Raw genomic sequence first — 16,075 nt, 5'->3', positions numbered from 1 at the left:
GCTCCTTCGATAGGTGGCGGCCGTGGATGAGGGCAGGAAGTCGTTGACGAGGTTCGGTGCGCGGTTGCGAGCGGTCCGGGTGCAACGAGGTTTGTCGCAAAAGGACCTCGCGTGCCCCGGTGTCTCGATGAGCTACGTGTCCCGGCTGGAGTCCGGCGAACGGGTGCCGTCGCCCACCGTCGTCCGCAGGCTCGCCGAGGTGCTCGGCGTCGACCCGTCCGAGCTGATGGTCGACGAGGACCGCACCGCGATGCAGGACGAGGCGCTGGCGTGGTGTGAAGCGCTGCTCGCGTACCACGACGGCGACCTCGTGATGGCCGTCGATCTGCTGGAAACGCTGGGAAAGCGGTCTGACGAGGAGATGTTCGGCTGGTGCGTGCGCTGGACGCGCCTGGTGATGCTCGCGCGGCAACGAGACCACGAGGGTCTGCTGCTGGCGGGGGCGAAGCTGCGCAAGTCGTGGTCTCCCGGTCCGGCGGTGGACGCGCTCGTGGAGATCCTGCGCGCATCCTCGTTGCGGCGCCTCGGCCGGACGGCCGAATCCGTGAAGGCCGCGACCGAGGCCGTCGAACTGTCGAACGGTGACGGCGAACGGGTGCGTCGCGTTCACACGCGCGCGCTCATCTCGTTGTGCGCGGAGCTCACCGCGGCCGGCCGCCTGGCCGACGCCGAACAGGTCGTGGACCAGCTTTCCGCGCGGCTGCCCGAACTCGGCCGCGACCGGCTCGCGATCTCCACGTGGTGGGTGCGCGCCAAGGTCGCGGATCGCCTGGGAGACCGCATGGAGGCCGCGCACTGCATCCGCGAGGCCGTCGCGATGCTGGACGACTTCGACGGCGATCCCGAGTACCGCTGCCGCGTCCGCCTGGCCGGAGCGTCCATCACGCTGCGCACGCCGGGAGCGAACCTCGACGACGTGGTCGCGTTGCTGGACAAGGTGGAGACGACGGTCGCGGCCATGCGCCGCCAGGAGAACCTGCTCGCGCACGCTCGCGCGTTGCGGGCGGAACTGGCGTTGCGCGACGGCGAGGTCGACCGGGCCCGCGAACTCGCGGAGATCGCGCTCGCGACCGGCCAGCTCGACGCCGAGCAGCAGCTGCGGTGCCACCTGCTGCTCGTGCGGGCGGCGGACGAGGTCGACGCGGACGGCGGCGCGGACGCGCGCACCGCACTCGCCGCGTTGCTGGAACACATCAACCCCGAGGGCGTCGATCCGCTGCTCTGGCGAGACGTGGCACGCATCGCGCTGCGCAAGCACTAGCCCGACGTTCGGGCGTTGCCTCGTCATGACCGACCCTCGCTCATTAACTGGACACCTTGTTAACGGAGCATGACACAGACCAGTTACCCATCACATCACCCAATTACACCGCGTGAACATGGGTAAAACACCCGGGAACCGGCAGTTCCCGGTCAGCGACAAGCGACCGAACGGGCGATGGCCCGCCTGTCCGGTCGGCCCAGTTGTCAACGGCTTGACAAGGATTGACTAGGTAGCGGTGAGGTTCATCCACCAGACGATGGCACCGGCGCGGCCGTTGACGTCAAGCGTCGTGTAGATGCGCTGGAGGTGGTTCTGCACGGTCTTGGGGGACAGGCCGAGCGACTCCGCGATCATCGCCGTGCTCGCTCCGGCGGCCACGAGCCGCAGCACCTCGATGCCGCGTTTGGTGAGTCCCGCTCGCAGGGCGCGGGCGATCCGGGTGTTCGTGTGTTCCGCGGTACCGGTTTCGTGGAGCTCGCCGGTGTGCGGGACGCGCATCACGGTGTCCTCCCGCTTGGGCTCGAAACGCCTGTGCGCCAACTGTTCCACGAGTCGTGACGACAGGTCGTGCTCGCGCATCCGCAGCAGATCGCGGCCCTCCTGCAGTTCCCACAACCGGTATTGCTCCAACTGCAGGCGCGCGTGCCGCAACGCCCGTTCCAGATCACCGGCTCGTTCGTGCGCCTCGCTCAGTTGCTGGTGCGCGTGCACCGCGACTTCCCGTGCCAGGCAGCTCATCGCGAGTTCGGCGGCATGGGTGAGCTGGGCGATCTGCTCGGGGTAGCGCGCCCGCGCGCCGCTGAGGCGCGCCCGTGCCATCAGCGCCTCGGCCCGCGCCACCGGGCGGTTCCTTCCGGCAAGCAACTGGTCAGCGCGCTGCCAGCTGCGGTGCGCGCGGTCAAGTTCACCCAGATCAATGCGCACGTGTGTCAGCAGGACGTTGACCATCGCCATCCGCACCGGATCGCCGAGCGTCTTCCACCGGTCCCGCACCTGAGCGCACAACGCCTCCGCGCGGCGGATCTTGCGCACGCACGGCTCACCGTCGAGGCTGCAGCGGTTCTCCTCGGTGCGGATCATGCAGTGCTCGTGGTACTGCATGCGCATCACCCGTGCCTGTTCGAACAGCACTGAGCCGATCAGCTCGTTGTCGCCGGTGAGTTCCGCGAGACCCAGCGCGCGGGCGAAGGAGTTGAAGCTCCGCTCCCGCGAGTCGAGCCGCAGTTCCACCACCGCACGGGAAAAGCTGCACCGCGCCTGGAGTCCGATGTGGCGGTTCGCCGCCGCGATCTCCTGGACCTTGTCGATCGTGTCGAGCGCGCTGGGCCACAGCCCCCGCTTGCCGAGCGCCACCGACTGCGCCAGCACACCCTCCGCGACGCCCTCGACGTCGTCCAGCCACGCGAACGCGGCCACCGCCTTCTCCGCGTACTCCAACGCCTCGCCCGGCCTGCCCTCGTCCAGGGCGATGCGTGCCTCGCGCAGGTTGTGCACGGCGTTGGAACGCGGATCCGCGGTCCTGCCGGGAACCGTCATGGTGAAGCCCCCTCATTCGGAGGCTGACTCTAGTGGTGCTCGCGCAATTGACGTTTCAACACTTTTCCGGCTGCGTTGCGCGGCAACTCGTTGACGAAGAAAACATCCCGGGGAACGGAGTATCGCGCCAGATTCGCCTTCACGTGTTCACGTACGTGTTCGGCCGTCAGGGTTTTCGCGCCGACGACGAACGCCGCCAAACGCTGGCCCCACTCGTCGTCCGGCACGCCGAGCACCGCGACCTCCGTGACGCCGTCCAGCGTCGAGAGCAAGTCCTCGACGTCATGCGGGTAAACGTTTTCACCGCCTGACACGATCATTTCGTCGTCTCGGCCGGCCACGAACAACAAGCCGTCCTTGAGATAGCCGAGATCGCCGGTCGACATCAGGCCGTCCAGCGATTCCTTGCTGGTGCCGTTGGTGTAGCCGTCGAACAGCATCTCGTTGCCGACGAAGATGCGCCCGGTCTCACCCGGCGCCACGGGCTTGCCCTGATCGTCCACAATGGCCAGTCTGGTGCCGGGCGGTGGCTTGCCCGCCGTGCCCGGTTCGCGCAGCATCTCCTCCGGTGTCGCGATGCTCGCCCAGCTCACTTCCGTTGAGCCGTAGAGGTTGTAGAGCACCGGGCCGAACTCCTGCAGGGTGCGGGCGGCGACGCGGGGCGGCAGGGCGGAGCCGCTGGAGGCGATGATCCGCAGGTTCGGCCGGTGCGAGTTCTCCAGCATGCGTTGCAGCATCACGGGAACCACGAACATCGCGGTGCACCTGTCGGCGTCCTTGAGCGCCTGGGCGGGATCGAACCTGCGGCGCAGCACCAGGGTGGCGCCGAGCACGAGCCCGAGTTGGAACGCGGCGAGGCCCCAGGCGTGGAAGAGCGGGGAGGTGATGGAGATGACGTCACCGTGTTTGAGCGGAATCCGCGACAGCAGCGCGGCGGCCGGGGCGAGGCTCGCGGGTTCCGGCCTGCGGGCGCCTTTCGGCGTGCCGGTGGTGCCGGAGGTCAGGATGATCAGGCGGCCGCGTGGAGGCCTGCGGGGCAACGGGGTCGTGGGCCCGTTGGCGATCAGCGACTCGAGCTCGTCGGTGAAGAACACGGGAACGTCCGCGGGTAGCGCGTCGGCGAACTCGCGGTCGGCGACGATCCTGCCGATCTTCTGGTCCTGCGCCACCTGCGCCAGTTGTCCCTTGCTCAGGCCGGTGTTGAGCAGGACGGCGTCCGCGCCGATCTTCGTGCACGCGGTCATCGTCTCGATGAAGGCGCGGCCGTTGCGGCACAGCAGCCCGACACGCTCCTTGGGGCGGAAGGCATGCGCGAGCCGGCTGGTGCGCTCGTTCACCTCCGCGTACGTGAGCACGCCGTCGTCGTCGATGATCGCCGCACGATCCGGGTGCCGTCCCGCACCCGTCTGGAAGCCCCACGCCAGCGTGATGTCCCACTGCAGATACCCGCGCACGGTGCCGGAGAGCCCGCGCGGGCCCAACGGCCGGATCACTCCGGCTTTGACCAGGGTCAGCAGCACGCGGGTCACCATGCGACCCACTCTGCCATCAACCTACTAGCGAGTAGGTAACGGTGTGACGGCGGTCACGTATCGGTGTTGGACGCACTCACGACCGCGTCGCGCAACGCCGCCCGCAGCCGGCCGACCTCCAGTGGTGTCAGCACGGCTGCCTCTCCCGGTGGCACGGTGATCACGATGTGTCCCTGGCTGACGAACACCGTCATGTCCCGTCGGCGCGAAGCGATGTCGCGGCAGCTCACCTGCCACTCCTCTTGGGCTCCCACGGGCTTCTTCCTCCAGCTCACTCGGCGCACCGGCCCGGTGATGCCGGTGCTCGCGTCAGTAGAGACGCGCGTCACCGTTGGTCATGACGAAGGTTTCGCGTTCTCCGTTCAGCGACCGTGCCGAGCTGCGGATAGCGTCGCACGTGGGACGAGAACAGGTCACCTGGAGGGGTGAAAATGGCGGAACCGCAACGCATCGTGATCGTAGGAACTGGCCTCGCCGGTGCCTCCGCGGCGGGCGCGCTCCGAGACCGCGGCTACGGCGGCAAGATCACCATGTTCGGCACCGAGCACCACCGCCCGTACGAACTTCCCGCGCTGTCCAAGGACCTGCTGCTCGGCAAGGCGGCCGAACCCGCGTGGGTGCACGAGCCGAGCTTCTACTCCGACAACGAGATCGACGTCCAGCTCGGCGTGTCCGTGCTGGAGCTGCGGCCCGGCGATCACACGATCGTGGACTCTGATGGAGCAGTGCGCACCTACGACCGGTTGCTGCTCGCGACCGGATCGCGTCCGCGCGTTCTGCCTGGCGCGCAAGGACATGTGCTGCGCACGCTGGACGACTCGCTGGCGCTGAAGTCCGCGCTGCGCGAAGGCAGGCACGTCGTGATCGTCGGCGCGGGCTGGATCGGGTGCGAGGTGGCGTCCGCCGCTCGCACGCACGGCTGCCGCGTCACGGTGGTCGATCCGCTGGCCGAACCGCTGGTGCGCGTGCTCGGCGCCGAGATGGGCGCGATGTTCCGCGGGCTGCACACCGAGCACGGCGTGGAGTTCAAGCTGGGCACGGGTGTCGCGAGCTTCTCGCCGGCGGGCGTGCGCCTGGACGACGGCACCGAGCTGCACCCGGACGTGACGGTGCTGGCCGTGGGGGCCTCGCCCCGTCTCGAACTTGCCGAGGCCGCCGGCCTGGAACTGGCCGAGGGCGGTGTCGCGGTGGACGCGTTGCTGCGCACGTCCGCGCCCGACGTCTTCGCGGCCGGCGACATCGCCGCGCAGGACCACCCGCGCTACGGCCACCGGGTCCGCGTCGAGCACTGGGCGAACGCGAAGGACCAGGGCACGCACGTCGCCGGGCCGCTGATCGGGCTGGACGAGCCGTACCTGAAGTCGCCGTACTTCTTCACCGACCAGTACGACCTGGGCATGGAGTACCGCGGCCTCGCCGGCCCTGACGACGAACTGGTCGTCCGCGGTGACGTGGCTTCGCGGGAGTTCATCGCGTTCTGGCTGCGTGACGGACGGCTGCGGGCGGCCATGAACGTCAACGTCTGGGACCACGGCACGGCGTTGAAGGCGCTGGTGGACGCGCAGGCGACCGTGACGCCGGAGCAGTTGCGGGACGCGGACCTGGGCGCGCTCGTCTAGGCCGGCTAGATGCAGGAGCCGTGCATCGGGCCCTCGCCGCGCGAGAGGTCCTGCAGGGCCTTGCGAATGAGCGCCATCTCCTCGGCGGTGAAGCGGGAGTGGAAGGCGCGTTCGACCTCGGCGAGCGCGTCACCCGCCTCTTTCTGCAGTTCCCGGCCCTTGTCGGTGATCATCGGCGTGCGCACGCGCCGGTCGTTGGGGTCGGGGACGCGCATGACCAGGCCGATCCGCTCCAGCTTGTCGAGCTCGCTGGTGAGCGTGGTCTTGTCGAGCCCGAGCATCGCGCCGAGCTTGAGCTGGGTGCGCTGGGCTTCCTCGTTGGCGAGCGCACCCAGCACCAGCTGACCGCGCAACGAGATCCCGAACTTGGCGATCTCGTCGGCGTACGCGGCGCCCACGCGCTGGGTGGCGCGGTGCAGCAGCCAGTTCAAATCCCACTTCTCCAAGCAGGCTTCGACGAGTTCGGGCTGCTCCTCCATGTGTCCCATCCTACATCCCAGCGGAGATGTTCTTGGCTCGGAACATCTTGACTCGGAAGTTCTTCGCTCGTATGTTCCGAGTATGACCAATCTGCTTCACATCGACACGAGCATTCGGTACGAGGGCTCCGTGACCCGGGAGATCTCCAACGCGTTCGCGGAGAGCTGGCGTGCCGCGAACCCCGGCTCCGGCTACACCTACCGCGACCTGCACGCGTCGCCGATCCCGCACAAGGACGGCACGGACCAGGGCATCGCCGCCGGCCTGATCGCCGAGGTCGACGCCGCCGACGTGCTCCTCATCGGCGCGCCGATGTACAACTTCTCGATCCCGTCGACCCTCAAGGCCTGGATCGACCAGGTCGCGACCTCCGAGCACTTCGCCCGTGAGGACGGCACGTTCGCGTGGGGCGGCAAGCGCGTTGTCGTCGTGACGGCTCGTGGCGGTTCGTACAAGCCGGGCACGCCGCGCGAGGGCTTCGACTTCCAGGAGCCGTACCTGCGCGCCGTGCTGTCGATGGTCGGCCTCGACCAGAACCTGGAGTTCGTGCACGCCGAGCTGACCCTGGCGGACGTGGTGCCGCAGATGCACCAGTTCCGCGAGCTCGCCGTGGAGTCGCTGGCCGACGCGCACCGCGTGGTCAAGGAACTCGCCAGCGCCTAACCTCGATCGCGTGATCGACAAGGTGGCTTGGATCTATCTGAAGGACGGCCGCGTGCTCGGCACCCGGTCGGCGGGCAAGGACACGTACTACCTGCCCGGCGGCAAGCGCGAGCCGGGCGAGTCCGACGTCGAGACGCTCGTGCGCGAGATCCGCGAGGAGCTGTCGGTCGAGATCGACGCGGCGTCGGCGGAGCACCTGGGGACGTTCGAAGCGCAGGCGCACGGCCACACGTCGGGGGTGACCGTGCGCATGACCTGCTACACCGCGTCGTTCGACGGGGAACCGGTGGCGTCGGCCGAGATCGAGGAACTCGCCTGGCTCACCACCGCCGACGCGGACCGGATCTCACCGGTCGACCGGATCATCTTCGCTCACCTGCGGGACGCCGGGGTGCTGTCCTGACGTTCGCGGACCGCGGCCGCGAACGCCGGTCCACAGCGCCGTTCCCGCGGTGAGTACCGCGATGACCAGGTAGATCACCTCGAAGCTCACGTTCGCCACGAGAGCGGCACCGGTGGCCAGCCCGAGCGGCACGGCGCCGAACACGATGCTCATCGCCGTGGCGCTGACCCGGCCGAGCACAGCGGGCGGCGTGCGTTGCTGGACCAGCGTCGCCACCGCGATCACGGTCCAGGCGAGACCTGCACCGTTCACGAATCCCGACACCAGCACCGCGGGCAACCACGCCGACATGCGTGCCGCGGCGGCGACTGCCATGAGCACCAACCCCGCCGTGACGTTCGCGCGCCTGCCCAGCAGGCCCGCGAGCACCGATCCCGCGCCCTGAGCGGCGGCGAGGACGCCCAGGAACTCGGGTCCGTACCGCAGACCGTGCTCCACCAGTGGAAATGCCGCCGCGGTGTTCAGTGAGGAGGCGAACAACGCCACCGTCGTCCCGATGATCGGCCACCGGAGCGCCCTGAGGTGCGGCAGGCTCGCGAACTCGCGTGGAGCAGGCGGCGGTTCGTCGACCTTGATCATCGCCGTGGCGCCGGCCGCGAGCAGGAACGACAGCGCGTCGATCGCCACCACCGGCCACGCCCCGTGCGCCGCGAACAGTGCCGCGCCCGCCAACGGAGCGATGAGCTTCATGCCCTCCTGCAACGACATGCGCAGCCCGTTGATCCTGGCCAGCCGGTCGGGCGGGAGCATCGCCACCAGCAACGCGGGTTCCGCCGCGCTGACGAGCACGGCCTTCGTGCCGTAGAGCAGCAGCACCACGAAGATCACCCAGATCTCGTCGGTGAAGAACAGCACCGCCAGCGCGGGCACGATCGCCAGGTCCGTCCAGATCAGCAACGGTTTGCGGCGGTAGGAGTCGGCGAACCGGCCGATCCACGGGGACAGCACGCCCGGCGCGTAGACGCACAGCAGGGCGAGGGTGGCGAGCGCGTCGCTGCCGGTCAGCGACTTCACCCAGATCCCGGCGACCAGCATCATCGCGCTCGTCCCGAAGAACGACAGCACGAGGCCGGCGAAGAACCAGCGCACCACGTCGTGACCCCCAGGAACGACGAAAGAGGAGAGCGCTGCTCTCCTCCCACTTCAACATATAGCGCATGGGGGGCCTTGCCACAAGACCCCGGGTGTGCTTCATCATTTCCCGGCCAACGTCATCTACCTGGGGAAATGGGGAAGACTCCATGATCGACGTCATCATCGCCGGCGGCGGGCCGACCGGCATGATGCTGGCTGGCGAACTGCGTCTGCACGGCGTGAGCGTGCTGGTGCTCGAACGGGATCCGGAGCCGACGAAGGTCGTCCGGGCGCTCGGCCTGCACGCGCGCAGCATCGAGATCCTGGACCAGCGCGGCATCGCCGACCGGTTCCTGACGGCCGGCACGACTCACCCGCTGACCGGGTTCTTCGCGGGCATCGACAAGCCCGCACCGGAACGGCTGAACACGAAGTACCCGGTCGTCCTCGGTCTGCCGCAGCCGGACATCGAGCGCCTGCTCGCCGAGCACGCCGTCGAGACCGGTGCCGAGGTCCGGCGCGGCAGCACGGTGACCGCGTTCGCACAGGACGACGAGGGCGTGACCGTCGAACTGGCGGACGGCACGTCACTGCGGACGCGGTACCTGGTCGGTTGCGACGGCGGCCGCAGCACCGTGCGGAAGCTGGCAGGCATCGACTTCCCCGGCGAGCCGTCGCGGCTGGAGACGCTGCTGGGGGAGATGGAGATCGGCATCCCGTGGGAGGAGGCGATGCCGTTGATGCTGGAGGTCCGCAAGACCCAGAAGCGGTTCGGCGTCGGCCCGATCGGCGGCACCGCGACCTACCGGGTCGTCGTGCCCGCGGAGGGGGTGAACGAGGACCGCGCGGTCATGCCGACCCTGGACGACTTCAAGGAGCAGCTCGTCAAGGTCGCCGGCACCGACTTCGGCGTGCACTCGCCGCGCTGGCTGTCCCGCTTTGGCGACGCCACCCGGCAGGCCGAGCGCTACCGGTCCGGGCGCGTGTTCCTCGCGGGCGACGCGGCGCACATCCACCCGCCGACCGGTGGCCAGGGGCTCAACCTCGGCGTGCAGGACGCGTTCAACCTGGGCTGGAAGCTCGCGGCGGCCGTGCACGGCCGGGCTTCCGACGGGTTGCTCGACACCTACGAGGCCGAACGGCACCCGGTGGCCGAGGAGGTGCTGAACAACACCCGCGCGCAGATCGAACTGATGAAGGTCGAGCCGGGGCCGCAGGCGGTGCGGCGGCTGTTCACCGAGCTCGTGGCGTTCGAGGAGGTCAACCGCCACCTGATCGAGAAGATCATCGCGGTCTCCGTCCGCTACGACCTCGGCTCGGAGAACGACCTGGTGGGCAGGCGGATCGGGGACCTCTCGCTCAAGCGCGGCGGCCTCTACGACCAGCTGCACGCCGGTCGCGGCATCCTGCTCGACCAGGCGGGGACGTTGTCGGTCGGCGGCTGGGCGGACCGCGTCGACCACGTCGTCGACGTCAGCGAGGACCTCGACGTGCCCGCCGTTCTGGTGCGGCCGGACGGGCACGTGGCGTGGGCCGGCGAGGACCAGACGGCGCTGGAGGGCGAACTGGCCCGCTGGTTCGGCACCGCTGGCTGAGGTCACCCGTTCGAGGCCCGGAGTCGCTTTGTCACACTGTGCGGCGTGTCCGAGCCGATGACAGCCGTGCTGCTGCGCGCAGCCGAGCTCACCGCCTCGGGGAAGCCGCGGCAGGCGATCGACCTGTTGCGGCCCCTCGTGGCGGCGAACCCTCGGCACGCCGAGGCGTGGTGCCGGCTCGCCGCCGCCCACCTCGACCTGGGCGAGGCGGACCAGGCGCTCGACTCGGCGAAGCGCGCGATGGTGCTCGACGGCGAGCCCGCCTGGCCGCAGCGGCTCGCGGCCCTGGCGCTGAGCGACCTCGGCCGGCACCAGGAGGCGGCGGTCGCGGCGCGGGAGTCCGTGCGGCGCAAGCCCGGCGACTGGCGTTGCTACGTCGTGCTCGCCGAGGTCCTCGCGGACAACCCGGACGGCGCCGTGGAGGCGTTCGACTCGGCCCTGCACGCCTCGCAACTCGCGCCGACCGAGGCGCGGGCGTTCCAGGTGCTCGGCGACGCGGCCCTGCGCATGCGCGACTGGGGCACCGCCGAGCACGCGTACCGGTCGGCGATCAAGCTCGACCCGTCCGACGCGGACTCCAAGGCGAACCTGGCGACCGTGCAACGGCGGCGATCGTCGCGGCCAGTGCAGCTGCAGTTGAACAAGGTGCAGGTGTGGCGTTCGCTGCGCACGCTCTCGTTGCTGCTGATCGGCGGCGGTTTACTCGCGCTGATCGCCGGCATGCCCCGGCCGACGCCCTACCTGGGGTTCTTCACCGGCGCGCTGGTGCTGTGCTGCCTGGTCGTGGCGTTGCGGCTGCGTCCGTTCAAGCTGTTGTTCAGCCTGCGCAAGCTCGCCGTGACGGTGTCCCTGCTCGGCGCCTCCGCCCTGATCCTGGTCGGGTGGACCGTCGCGTTGTTCTTCGGGGCCACCACGATGCAGCCACTTGTGCTTTCCTGGTTGTGCGCTGTCGTGGGGGGAGCGCTCGTCTACGTCGGTGGAGGCAGGAAGCGGTGATGCGTCGCAACGCGGTCGCGCTCGCGTTTCTGCTGTTCCTCGGACAGCTGTTCATCGTCGCCGCGCCCGCCGAGCCCGTGGTTTCCGGCGCTGTCATCCGGCACGGCCACGACTTCGCGAACCTGCCCGTCACCACGCCCAAACCGCACAACCTCCAGGCAGCCCAGGTCCCGCAGGCCCAGGTGCCGTCCGACGTGCCGCCCGTCGCGAAGCCCGCGATGCCGATGCGGTTCGTCGTCGCCTTCGCCCGGCGCGTGCACCGCACGCCCGAGGGCATCCGCTGGACTCCGCAGCCTGCTCGTTCACCGCCTTCCGGTCGCTGAATCTCCTTTTCCAGCAACCCTCTTCGGAAGGCTCACTCACCCATGTCGCGCGACAACGCGCGCCGGGGTCTTCTCGTGCGCGGTCTCATAGCGCTCGGGGTCCTCGTCGCATCCGCTTTTCTCCTGCTCACCACAGATCCCCGCCTCGGCCTCGACCTGCGTGGCGGAACCCAGATCGTCCTCGAAGCCAAGGGCGACTCCGACGCCGCCGACCGTTCGCTGGAGGTTCTGCGCCGCCGAGTCGACGCTCTGGGCGTCGCCGAACCGGTGATCGCCCGCTCCGGCGAGAACCGCATCGTCGTCGAACTGCCCGGCGTCCAGGACCCCGCCGAGGCGGTGAAGGTCCTCGGCCAGACCGCGCAGCTCACCGTGCAGCGCAACGGCCAGACCGTCATGACCGGCGAGGGCATCTCCGACGCGCAGTCCACGCGCAACCCGCAGGGCGCGGGCTTCGTGGTCAACATCCAGTTCCAGGGCGATGGCGCGAAGACCTGGCAGAAGGTCACCGGCGAGGCGGCCTGCGAGCCGTCCGGCACTCCCGGCCGGCAGATCGCGTTCGTGCTCGACGGCAAGCCGATCTCGTCACCGGAGGTCAGCCTCGACACGCCCTGCGGTGCTGGTCAGGCAGGTGGCGCGACCACGGTCACCGGCCGTTTCTCCCAGCCGGAGGCCAAGGAACTGGCCCTGGTCATCCGCTCCGGCGCGCTGCCGGTGCCGGTCGAGGTGATCGAACAGCGCACCGTCGGCGCGACGCTGGGCGCCGAGGCCATCGAGGCCAGCGCCAAGGCCGCGATCATCGGCATCGCGCTGACCTCGTTGTTCCTGATGTTCGCCTACCGCCTGGCCGGCTTCCTGGCCGTGGTCGCCCTGGTCGGCTACGCGGGCGTCGCCTACGCCGGACTGCTGGCGGTGGGGGCGACGCTGACGTTGCCGGGTCTGGCCGGCTTCGTGCTGGCGATCGGCATGGCGGTCGACGCGAACGTCCTGATCTTCGAACGAGCGCGCGAGGAGTACGCCCGGAAACCCAATCTCCGCCGTGCCTCCGAGAACGGTTTCCGCGGCGCGTTGAGCGCCATCGCCGACTCGAACGTGACGACGTTGCTGGCAGCCGGTCTGCTGTTCTGGCTGGCCACCGGCCCGGTCCGCGGTTTCGGCGTCACGCTGACCATCGGTGTGCTGGCGTCGATGTTCAGCGCCCTGGTGCTGTCGCGCGTCCTGGTGGTCTGGGCCCTCGGAACCCGTTTCGTCGGCCGGCATCCTCAGCTGAGCGGCCTGCACACGTTGGGCTGGGTCCGTCAGCGCCTGTCCGTCGTGCTGTACCGGCGTCCGTCGTTGTGGCTGATCAGCGCGGGTGCCGTGGTGCTCGTGGCCTTCGCCGGTCTCTTCGCGCGCGGTCTGAACCTGGGCGTCGAGTTCACCGGCGGCCGCATGCTCGACTTCGCCGCGGGCGGCACGGTGGACGCGGGCCGCGTGCGCACCGCCTTGGGTGACGCGGGCTTCGCCGACGTGGTCGTCTCGTCGTCGGGCAACGAGGTCTCGCTGCGCACCGGCCCGATCGACGAGGCGCAGTCCGCGCGGATCGGCCAGGTGGTGAGCTCGGCGGTCGACGGCGGCGCCCGCCAGTCGAGCAACGAGCTGATCGGCCCGTCGCTCTCGTCCGAACTGCGCCGCAACGCCGTGATCGGCCTCGCCATCGCGGTGGCCGCCCAGCTCGGCTACCTGGCCATCCGATTCGACTGGCGCCTCGGCGTGGCCACCGTCGCCGCGCTGCTCAGCGACGTGCTGGTGCTGGTCGGCATCTTCGCGTGGCTGGGCAAGACCGCGGACGGCGTGTTCCTGGCGGCCCTGCTGACCGTGATCGGCTACTCGGTCAACGACTCGGTCGTGGTCTTCGACCGCCTGCGCGAACTGCGCGGGTCCCGCCTGAAGGCCTCGTACCCGGACGTGGTGTCCGACGCGGTCGTCCAAACCGTGCCACGAACCGTGAACACCGGCATCGGAGTGCTCTTCGTCCTCGCGGCGTTGCTGGTGCTCGGCGACGGCTCGCTGGCCGACTTCGCCACCGCACTCCTGATCGGGCTGGTGGCGGGCACGGTGTCCACAGTGGTCACCGCCGCGCCCGTCGCCATCTGGCTGGAGTCGCGCTGGCCCCGTCGAGCAGTTTCGAAGAAGCGCCCGGCGGCAGCACGGGCCTAGCGTTCCGCGCATGATCACTCATGTGCACTCGGTCACCATCAACGTCCGCGATCTCGACGAGGCCCTGGCCTTCTACGTGGACGTGCTGGGCTGGGAGAAGCGGCAGGACAGCAACGAGGCGGGCATGCGCTGGCTGACTGTCGCTCCTCCCGGCGCCCGGACGGCGTTCGCGCTGACCCTGGCGGACGCGCCGAACGTGTCGTTCGCGACGGGCTGCGGCATCTCGCTCATCACCGACGACGTCGACGGCGACGTCGCCGGGCTGGTGGGGAAGGGGGTGCGGGTGAAGGGCGCGCCGGAGACCATGCCGTGGGGTGATCGGGCCACTTGGTTCAGCGACCCTTTCGGCAACGAGTTCTTCCTCGTGCAGCTCGCTTCGTAGCAAAGTAGGCGGCATGACCTCCTTCGCCGGGTACCAGAACGAGATTTATCTTCAGGGGCTCGGTGGCGCCGTGCCGCCGTTCACCACCGATCCGGACGCGCTGGAGCAGTCCGCGCGCGACAGGCTGGGGCCGGGCCCGTTCTGGTACGTGGCGGGAGGCGCGGGCTCGAGCGCCACCGTGCGCGCGAACCGCGAGGCGTTCGACCGCGTGCGGATCGTGCCGCGGATGCTGACCAACGCGACCGAACGGCACCTCGGCGTCACCGTGCTGGGCACCGAGCTGCCGGCGCCGGTGATGCTCGCACCCGTTGGCGTGCAGTCGATCCTGCACCCGGACGGCGAGCTGGCGACCGCGCGGGCGGCAGCCGAACTCGGCGTGCCGATGGTGCTGTCGACGGCCTCGTCGCACACCATCGAGGAGGTCGCCGAAGCGTCCGGCGACGGGCCGCGCTGGTACCAGCTCTACTGGCCGAACGACCCCGACGTGTGCGCGTCGCTGCTGGATCGGGCGCGCAAGGCCGGGTACACGGCGCTGGTCGTCACCTTGGACACGTGGACGCTGGCGTGGCGGCCGCACGACCTGGACCAGGCCTACCTGCCGTTCCTGCGCGGGGTGGGCACGGCGATCCCGTTCAGCGACCCGGTTTTCCGCGCAGGCCTGCAGAAGTCGCCGGAGGAGGACCTGCCGATGGCGATCCTGCGGTGGGTGCAGCTGTTCACCGGCACCGACAAGTCGTGGGACCAGCTGGCGTTCCTGCGCGAGCACTGGGACGGACCGATCGTCCTGAAAGGAATCCAGCACGCGGACGACGCGCGCAAGGCCGTCGAGTACGGAATGGACGGTGTCGTCGTCTCGAACCACGGCGGGCGTCAGGTCGACGGCGCGGTCGGCTCGCTGGACGCGCTGCCGTCGATCGTCGAGGCGGTGGGGGAGCAGGTCGACGTGCTGTTCGACTCCGGGATCCGCACCGGCGCGGACATCGTGAAGGCGCTGGCGTTGGGCGCCAAGGCCGTGATGGTCGGGCGGCCGTTCGCCTACGGGCTGGCGCACGGCGGCCAGGTCGGCGTGAAGCACGTGCTGCGCAGCCTGCTCGCGGACTTCGACCTGACGCTCGGGCTGTCTGGTCACCGCAGCCCGGCCGACCTGGGGCCGGACGCGCTGCGGTTCTCCTGAACGACGTCGGCCGGGCCGCAGTTGCGACCCGGCCGACGTGGCGGTTCTTCTTCGCCTGTTACGGCATGGTGGCGGTCATCCGTGCCAGCGTGCCGAAGTCGGCCGGCTGCACCCGCAGCCAGCCGTCGCTCTTGGCCGCGAGGTACCGCCCGCTCGGCGTGTCGATGTACGTGAGCGGGTTGACGCAGCGCTGCTTGCGACCGAGGTGGTCGCGCTTGGCCGAGAACACCTGGCCGCCACCCGTGCGCGGCTGGCTCATGATCTCGTTGAGCTGCGCGACCAGTTGGTCGTTCGGCGTGCTCGTCGGCCTGCTCTGCTGCATGAACGACCCGGTGTCCTCGTAGGACTGCCGCGGCTTCTGCTGCAGCGCCTCCTCGGGCAGCGTGATCGGGTTGCCCCTGCCCGCCGGCGTGGGCGGCAACGCGCCGACCAACGCCTGCGGTGCCTCGTCCGCGCGCACCGGTTCGAGCACGAACTGCTGGTCCTGGGTGAGCACGATCCGCAGCGCGTCCTGGCCGTTCGACACGACCAGCACGCTCTGCTGAGGGCCGTCCTTCAAGCTGAAGAACGCCCAGTACTCCACGCCGGCCTCGACCACGAGCCGCAACGCGTTCGTCAGATCCGGGTGGATCTGACCGCCGCGCGCGAGCCCGTACTGCTCGAGCTGCGCCCACGCCGACCGCTGCAACCGTTCGAGCTCGCTCACGTCGCCCGACTCGAGGAGATCCTCGTCGAAGTCGACCTGAGCGATCAGCGCACGGTGCATCGTCGGCAGGCCCGCGGCCTGCCACGCCTGATAGAGCGCCGTGACAGGGATTGCGACCCTGCTCCGCAGCAC

Annotated in this window: 16 protein-coding genes; 10 read left to right on the top strand and 6 right to left on the bottom strand. The window is 69.7% G+C overall.

The features are described from left to right. Positions 1 to 22: 22 nt before the first annotated feature. Entirely contained in the window at positions 23 to 1,261 is a 1,239-nt protein-coding gene (locus SK854_RS47645) for a helix-turn-helix domain-containing protein (RefSeq protein WP_319981828.1), read from the top strand. Positions 1,262 to 1,489: 228 nt separating this feature from the next. Here the strand turns inward: SK854_RS47645 and SK854_RS47640 are convergent, their stop codons facing one another. The 3 genes from SK854_RS47640 to SK854_RS47630 are packed head-to-tail and all read right to left on the bottom strand — an operon-like array spanning position 1,490 to position 4,586. Next, complete coding sequence (locus SK854_RS47640; protein WP_319981827.1) at positions 1,490 to 2,800, bottom strand: LuxR C-terminal-related transcriptional regulator; 1,311 nt, start codon at positions 2,798 to 2,800, stop codon at positions 1,490 to 1,492. Positions 2,801 to 2,829: 29 nt separating this feature from the next. After that, positions 2,830 to 4,332, bottom strand: a complete 1,503-nt coding sequence (locus SK854_RS47635; RefSeq protein WP_319981826.1) for an AMP-binding protein — start codon at positions 4,330 to 4,332, stop codon at positions 2,830 to 2,832. 53 nt (positions 4,333 to 4,385) lie between these two features. Next, a complete protein-coding gene (locus SK854_RS47630; protein ID WP_319981825.1) occupies positions 4,386 to 4,586 on the bottom strand; it encodes a hypothetical protein in 201 nt (66 codons plus the stop codon). A gap of 177 nt (positions 4,587 to 4,763) precedes the next feature. Between SK854_RS47630 and SK854_RS47625 the strand changes: the two genes are divergently transcribed. Beyond that, positions 4,764 to 5,951, top strand: coding sequence for an NAD(P)/FAD-dependent oxidoreductase (locus SK854_RS47625; protein ID WP_319981824.1), 1,188 nt, complete (start codon positions 4,764 to 4,766; stop codon positions 5,949 to 5,951). Between the two features lie 5 nt (positions 5,952 to 5,956). Here SK854_RS47625 and SK854_RS47620 read toward each other — a convergent pair whose 3' ends face one another. Beyond that, on the bottom strand, positions 5,957 to 6,430 hold the full coding sequence (locus SK854_RS47620; protein ID WP_319981823.1) for a MarR family winged helix-turn-helix transcriptional regulator: 474 nt from the start codon (positions 6,428 to 6,430) through the stop codon (positions 5,957 to 5,959). A gap of 82 nt (positions 6,431 to 6,512) precedes the next feature. On the opposite strand from SK854_RS47620, the gene SK854_RS47615 reads away from it, so the two are divergent. Together SK854_RS47615 and SK854_RS47610 are read left to right on the top strand one after the other, a co-directional pair. Further along, entirely contained in the window at positions 6,513 to 7,094 is a 582-nt protein-coding gene (locus tag SK854_RS47615) for an FMN-dependent NADH-azoreductase (RefSeq protein WP_319981822.1), read from the top strand. Between the two features lie 10 nt (positions 7,095 to 7,104). Next, a complete protein-coding gene (locus tag SK854_RS47610) occupies positions 7,105 to 7,497 on the top strand; it encodes an NUDIX hydrolase (RefSeq protein ID WP_319981821.1) in 393 nt (130 codons plus the stop codon). Here SK854_RS47610 and SK854_RS47605 read toward each other — a convergent pair. Continuing rightward, positions 7,441 to 8,589: an MFS transporter gene (locus tag SK854_RS47605; RefSeq protein WP_319981820.1), complete on the bottom strand. Its 1,149-nt coding sequence runs from the start codon at positions 8,587 to 8,589 to the stop codon at positions 7,441 to 7,443. The genes SK854_RS47610 and SK854_RS47605 overlap by 57 nt on opposite strands. A gap of 149 nt (positions 8,590 to 8,738) precedes the next feature. On the opposite strand from SK854_RS47605, the gene rox reads away from it, so the two are divergent. From rox to SK854_RS47575, 6 genes are all read left to right on the top strand, one after another. Continuing rightward, complete coding sequence (gene rox, locus SK854_RS47600; RefSeq protein WP_319981819.1) at positions 8,739 to 10,166, top strand: rifampin monooxygenase; 1,428 nt, start codon at positions 8,739 to 8,741, stop codon at positions 10,164 to 10,166. 45 nt (positions 10,167 to 10,211) lie between these two features. Continuing rightward, entirely contained in the window at positions 10,212 to 11,162 is a 951-nt protein-coding gene (locus SK854_RS47595; RefSeq protein WP_319981818.1) for a tetratricopeptide repeat protein, read from the top strand. Then, positions 11,162 to 11,485, top strand: a complete 324-nt coding sequence (locus SK854_RS47590; RefSeq protein WP_319981817.1) for a hypothetical protein — start codon at positions 11,162 to 11,164, stop codon at positions 11,483 to 11,485. Before SK854_RS47595 ends, SK854_RS47590 begins: the two co-directional genes overlap by 1 nt. A gap of 75 nt (positions 11,486 to 11,560) precedes the next feature. After that, complete coding sequence (gene secD, locus SK854_RS47585) at positions 11,561 to 13,681, top strand: protein translocase subunit SecD (RefSeq protein ID WP_319981816.1); 2,121 nt, start codon at positions 11,561 to 11,563, stop codon at positions 13,679 to 13,681. A 10-nt stretch (positions 13,682 to 13,691) separates the two neighbouring features. Further along, positions 13,692 to 14,063: a VOC family protein gene (locus SK854_RS47580; protein WP_319981815.1), complete on the top strand. Its 372-nt coding sequence runs from the start codon at positions 13,692 to 13,694 to the stop codon at positions 14,061 to 14,063. A gap of 13 nt (positions 14,064 to 14,076) precedes the next feature. Next, positions 14,077 to 15,237: a lactate 2-monooxygenase gene (locus tag SK854_RS47575; RefSeq protein ID WP_319981814.1), complete on the top strand. Its 1,161-nt coding sequence runs from the start codon at positions 14,077 to 14,079 to the stop codon at positions 15,235 to 15,237. Positions 15,238 to 15,295: 58 nt separating this feature from the next. On the opposite strand, the gene SK854_RS47570 is transcribed toward SK854_RS47575, so the two are convergent. After that, complete coding sequence (locus SK854_RS47570) at positions 15,296 to 16,075, bottom strand: ESX secretion-associated protein EspG (protein WP_319981813.1); 780 nt, start codon at positions 16,073 to 16,075, stop codon at positions 15,296 to 15,298.

This window comes from Lentzea sokolovensis (assembly GCF_033949975.1).
Taxonomy (GTDB): Bacteria; Actinomycetota; Actinomycetes; order Mycobacteriales; family Pseudonocardiaceae; genus Lentzea; species Lentzea sokolovensis.
This window is presented reverse-complemented; position numbering and strand designations above follow the sequence as displayed.

Excerpts from the sequence above, each read along its gene's own strand:
- rox (WP_319981819.1), top strand. The coding sequence starts at position 8,739 with ATGATCGACGTCATCATCGCCGGCGGCGGGCCGACCGGCATGATGCTG.
- SK854_RS47625 (WP_319981824.1), top strand. The coding sequence starts at position 4,764 with ATGGCGGAACCGCAACGCATCGTGATCGTAGGAACTGGCCTCGCCGGT.
- SK854_RS47620 (WP_319981823.1), bottom strand. The coding sequence starts at position 6,430 with ATGGAGGAGCAGCCCGAACTCGTCGAAGCCTGCTTGGAGAAGTGGGAT.
- SK854_RS47635 (WP_319981826.1), bottom strand. The coding sequence starts at position 4,332 with ATGGTGACCCGCGTGCTGCTGACCCTGGTCAAAGCCGGAGTGATCCGG.
- SK854_RS47580 (WP_319981815.1), top strand. The coding sequence starts at position 13,692 with ATGATCACTCATGTGCACTCGGTCACCATCAACGTCCGCGATCTCGAC.
- SK854_RS47640 (WP_319981827.1), bottom strand. The coding sequence starts at position 2,800 with ATGACGGTTCCCGGCAGGACCGCGGATCCGCGTTCCAACGCCGTGCAC.
- SK854_RS47590 (WP_319981817.1), top strand. The coding sequence starts at position 11,162 with ATGCGTCGCAACGCGGTCGCGCTCGCGTTTCTGCTGTTCCTCGGACAG.
- SK854_RS47575 (WP_319981814.1), top strand. The coding sequence starts at position 14,077 with ATGACCTCCTTCGCCGGGTACCAGAACGAGATTTATCTTCAGGGGCTC.
- SK854_RS47615 (WP_319981822.1), top strand. The coding sequence starts at position 6,513 with ATGACCAATCTGCTTCACATCGACACGAGCATTCGGTACGAGGGCTCC.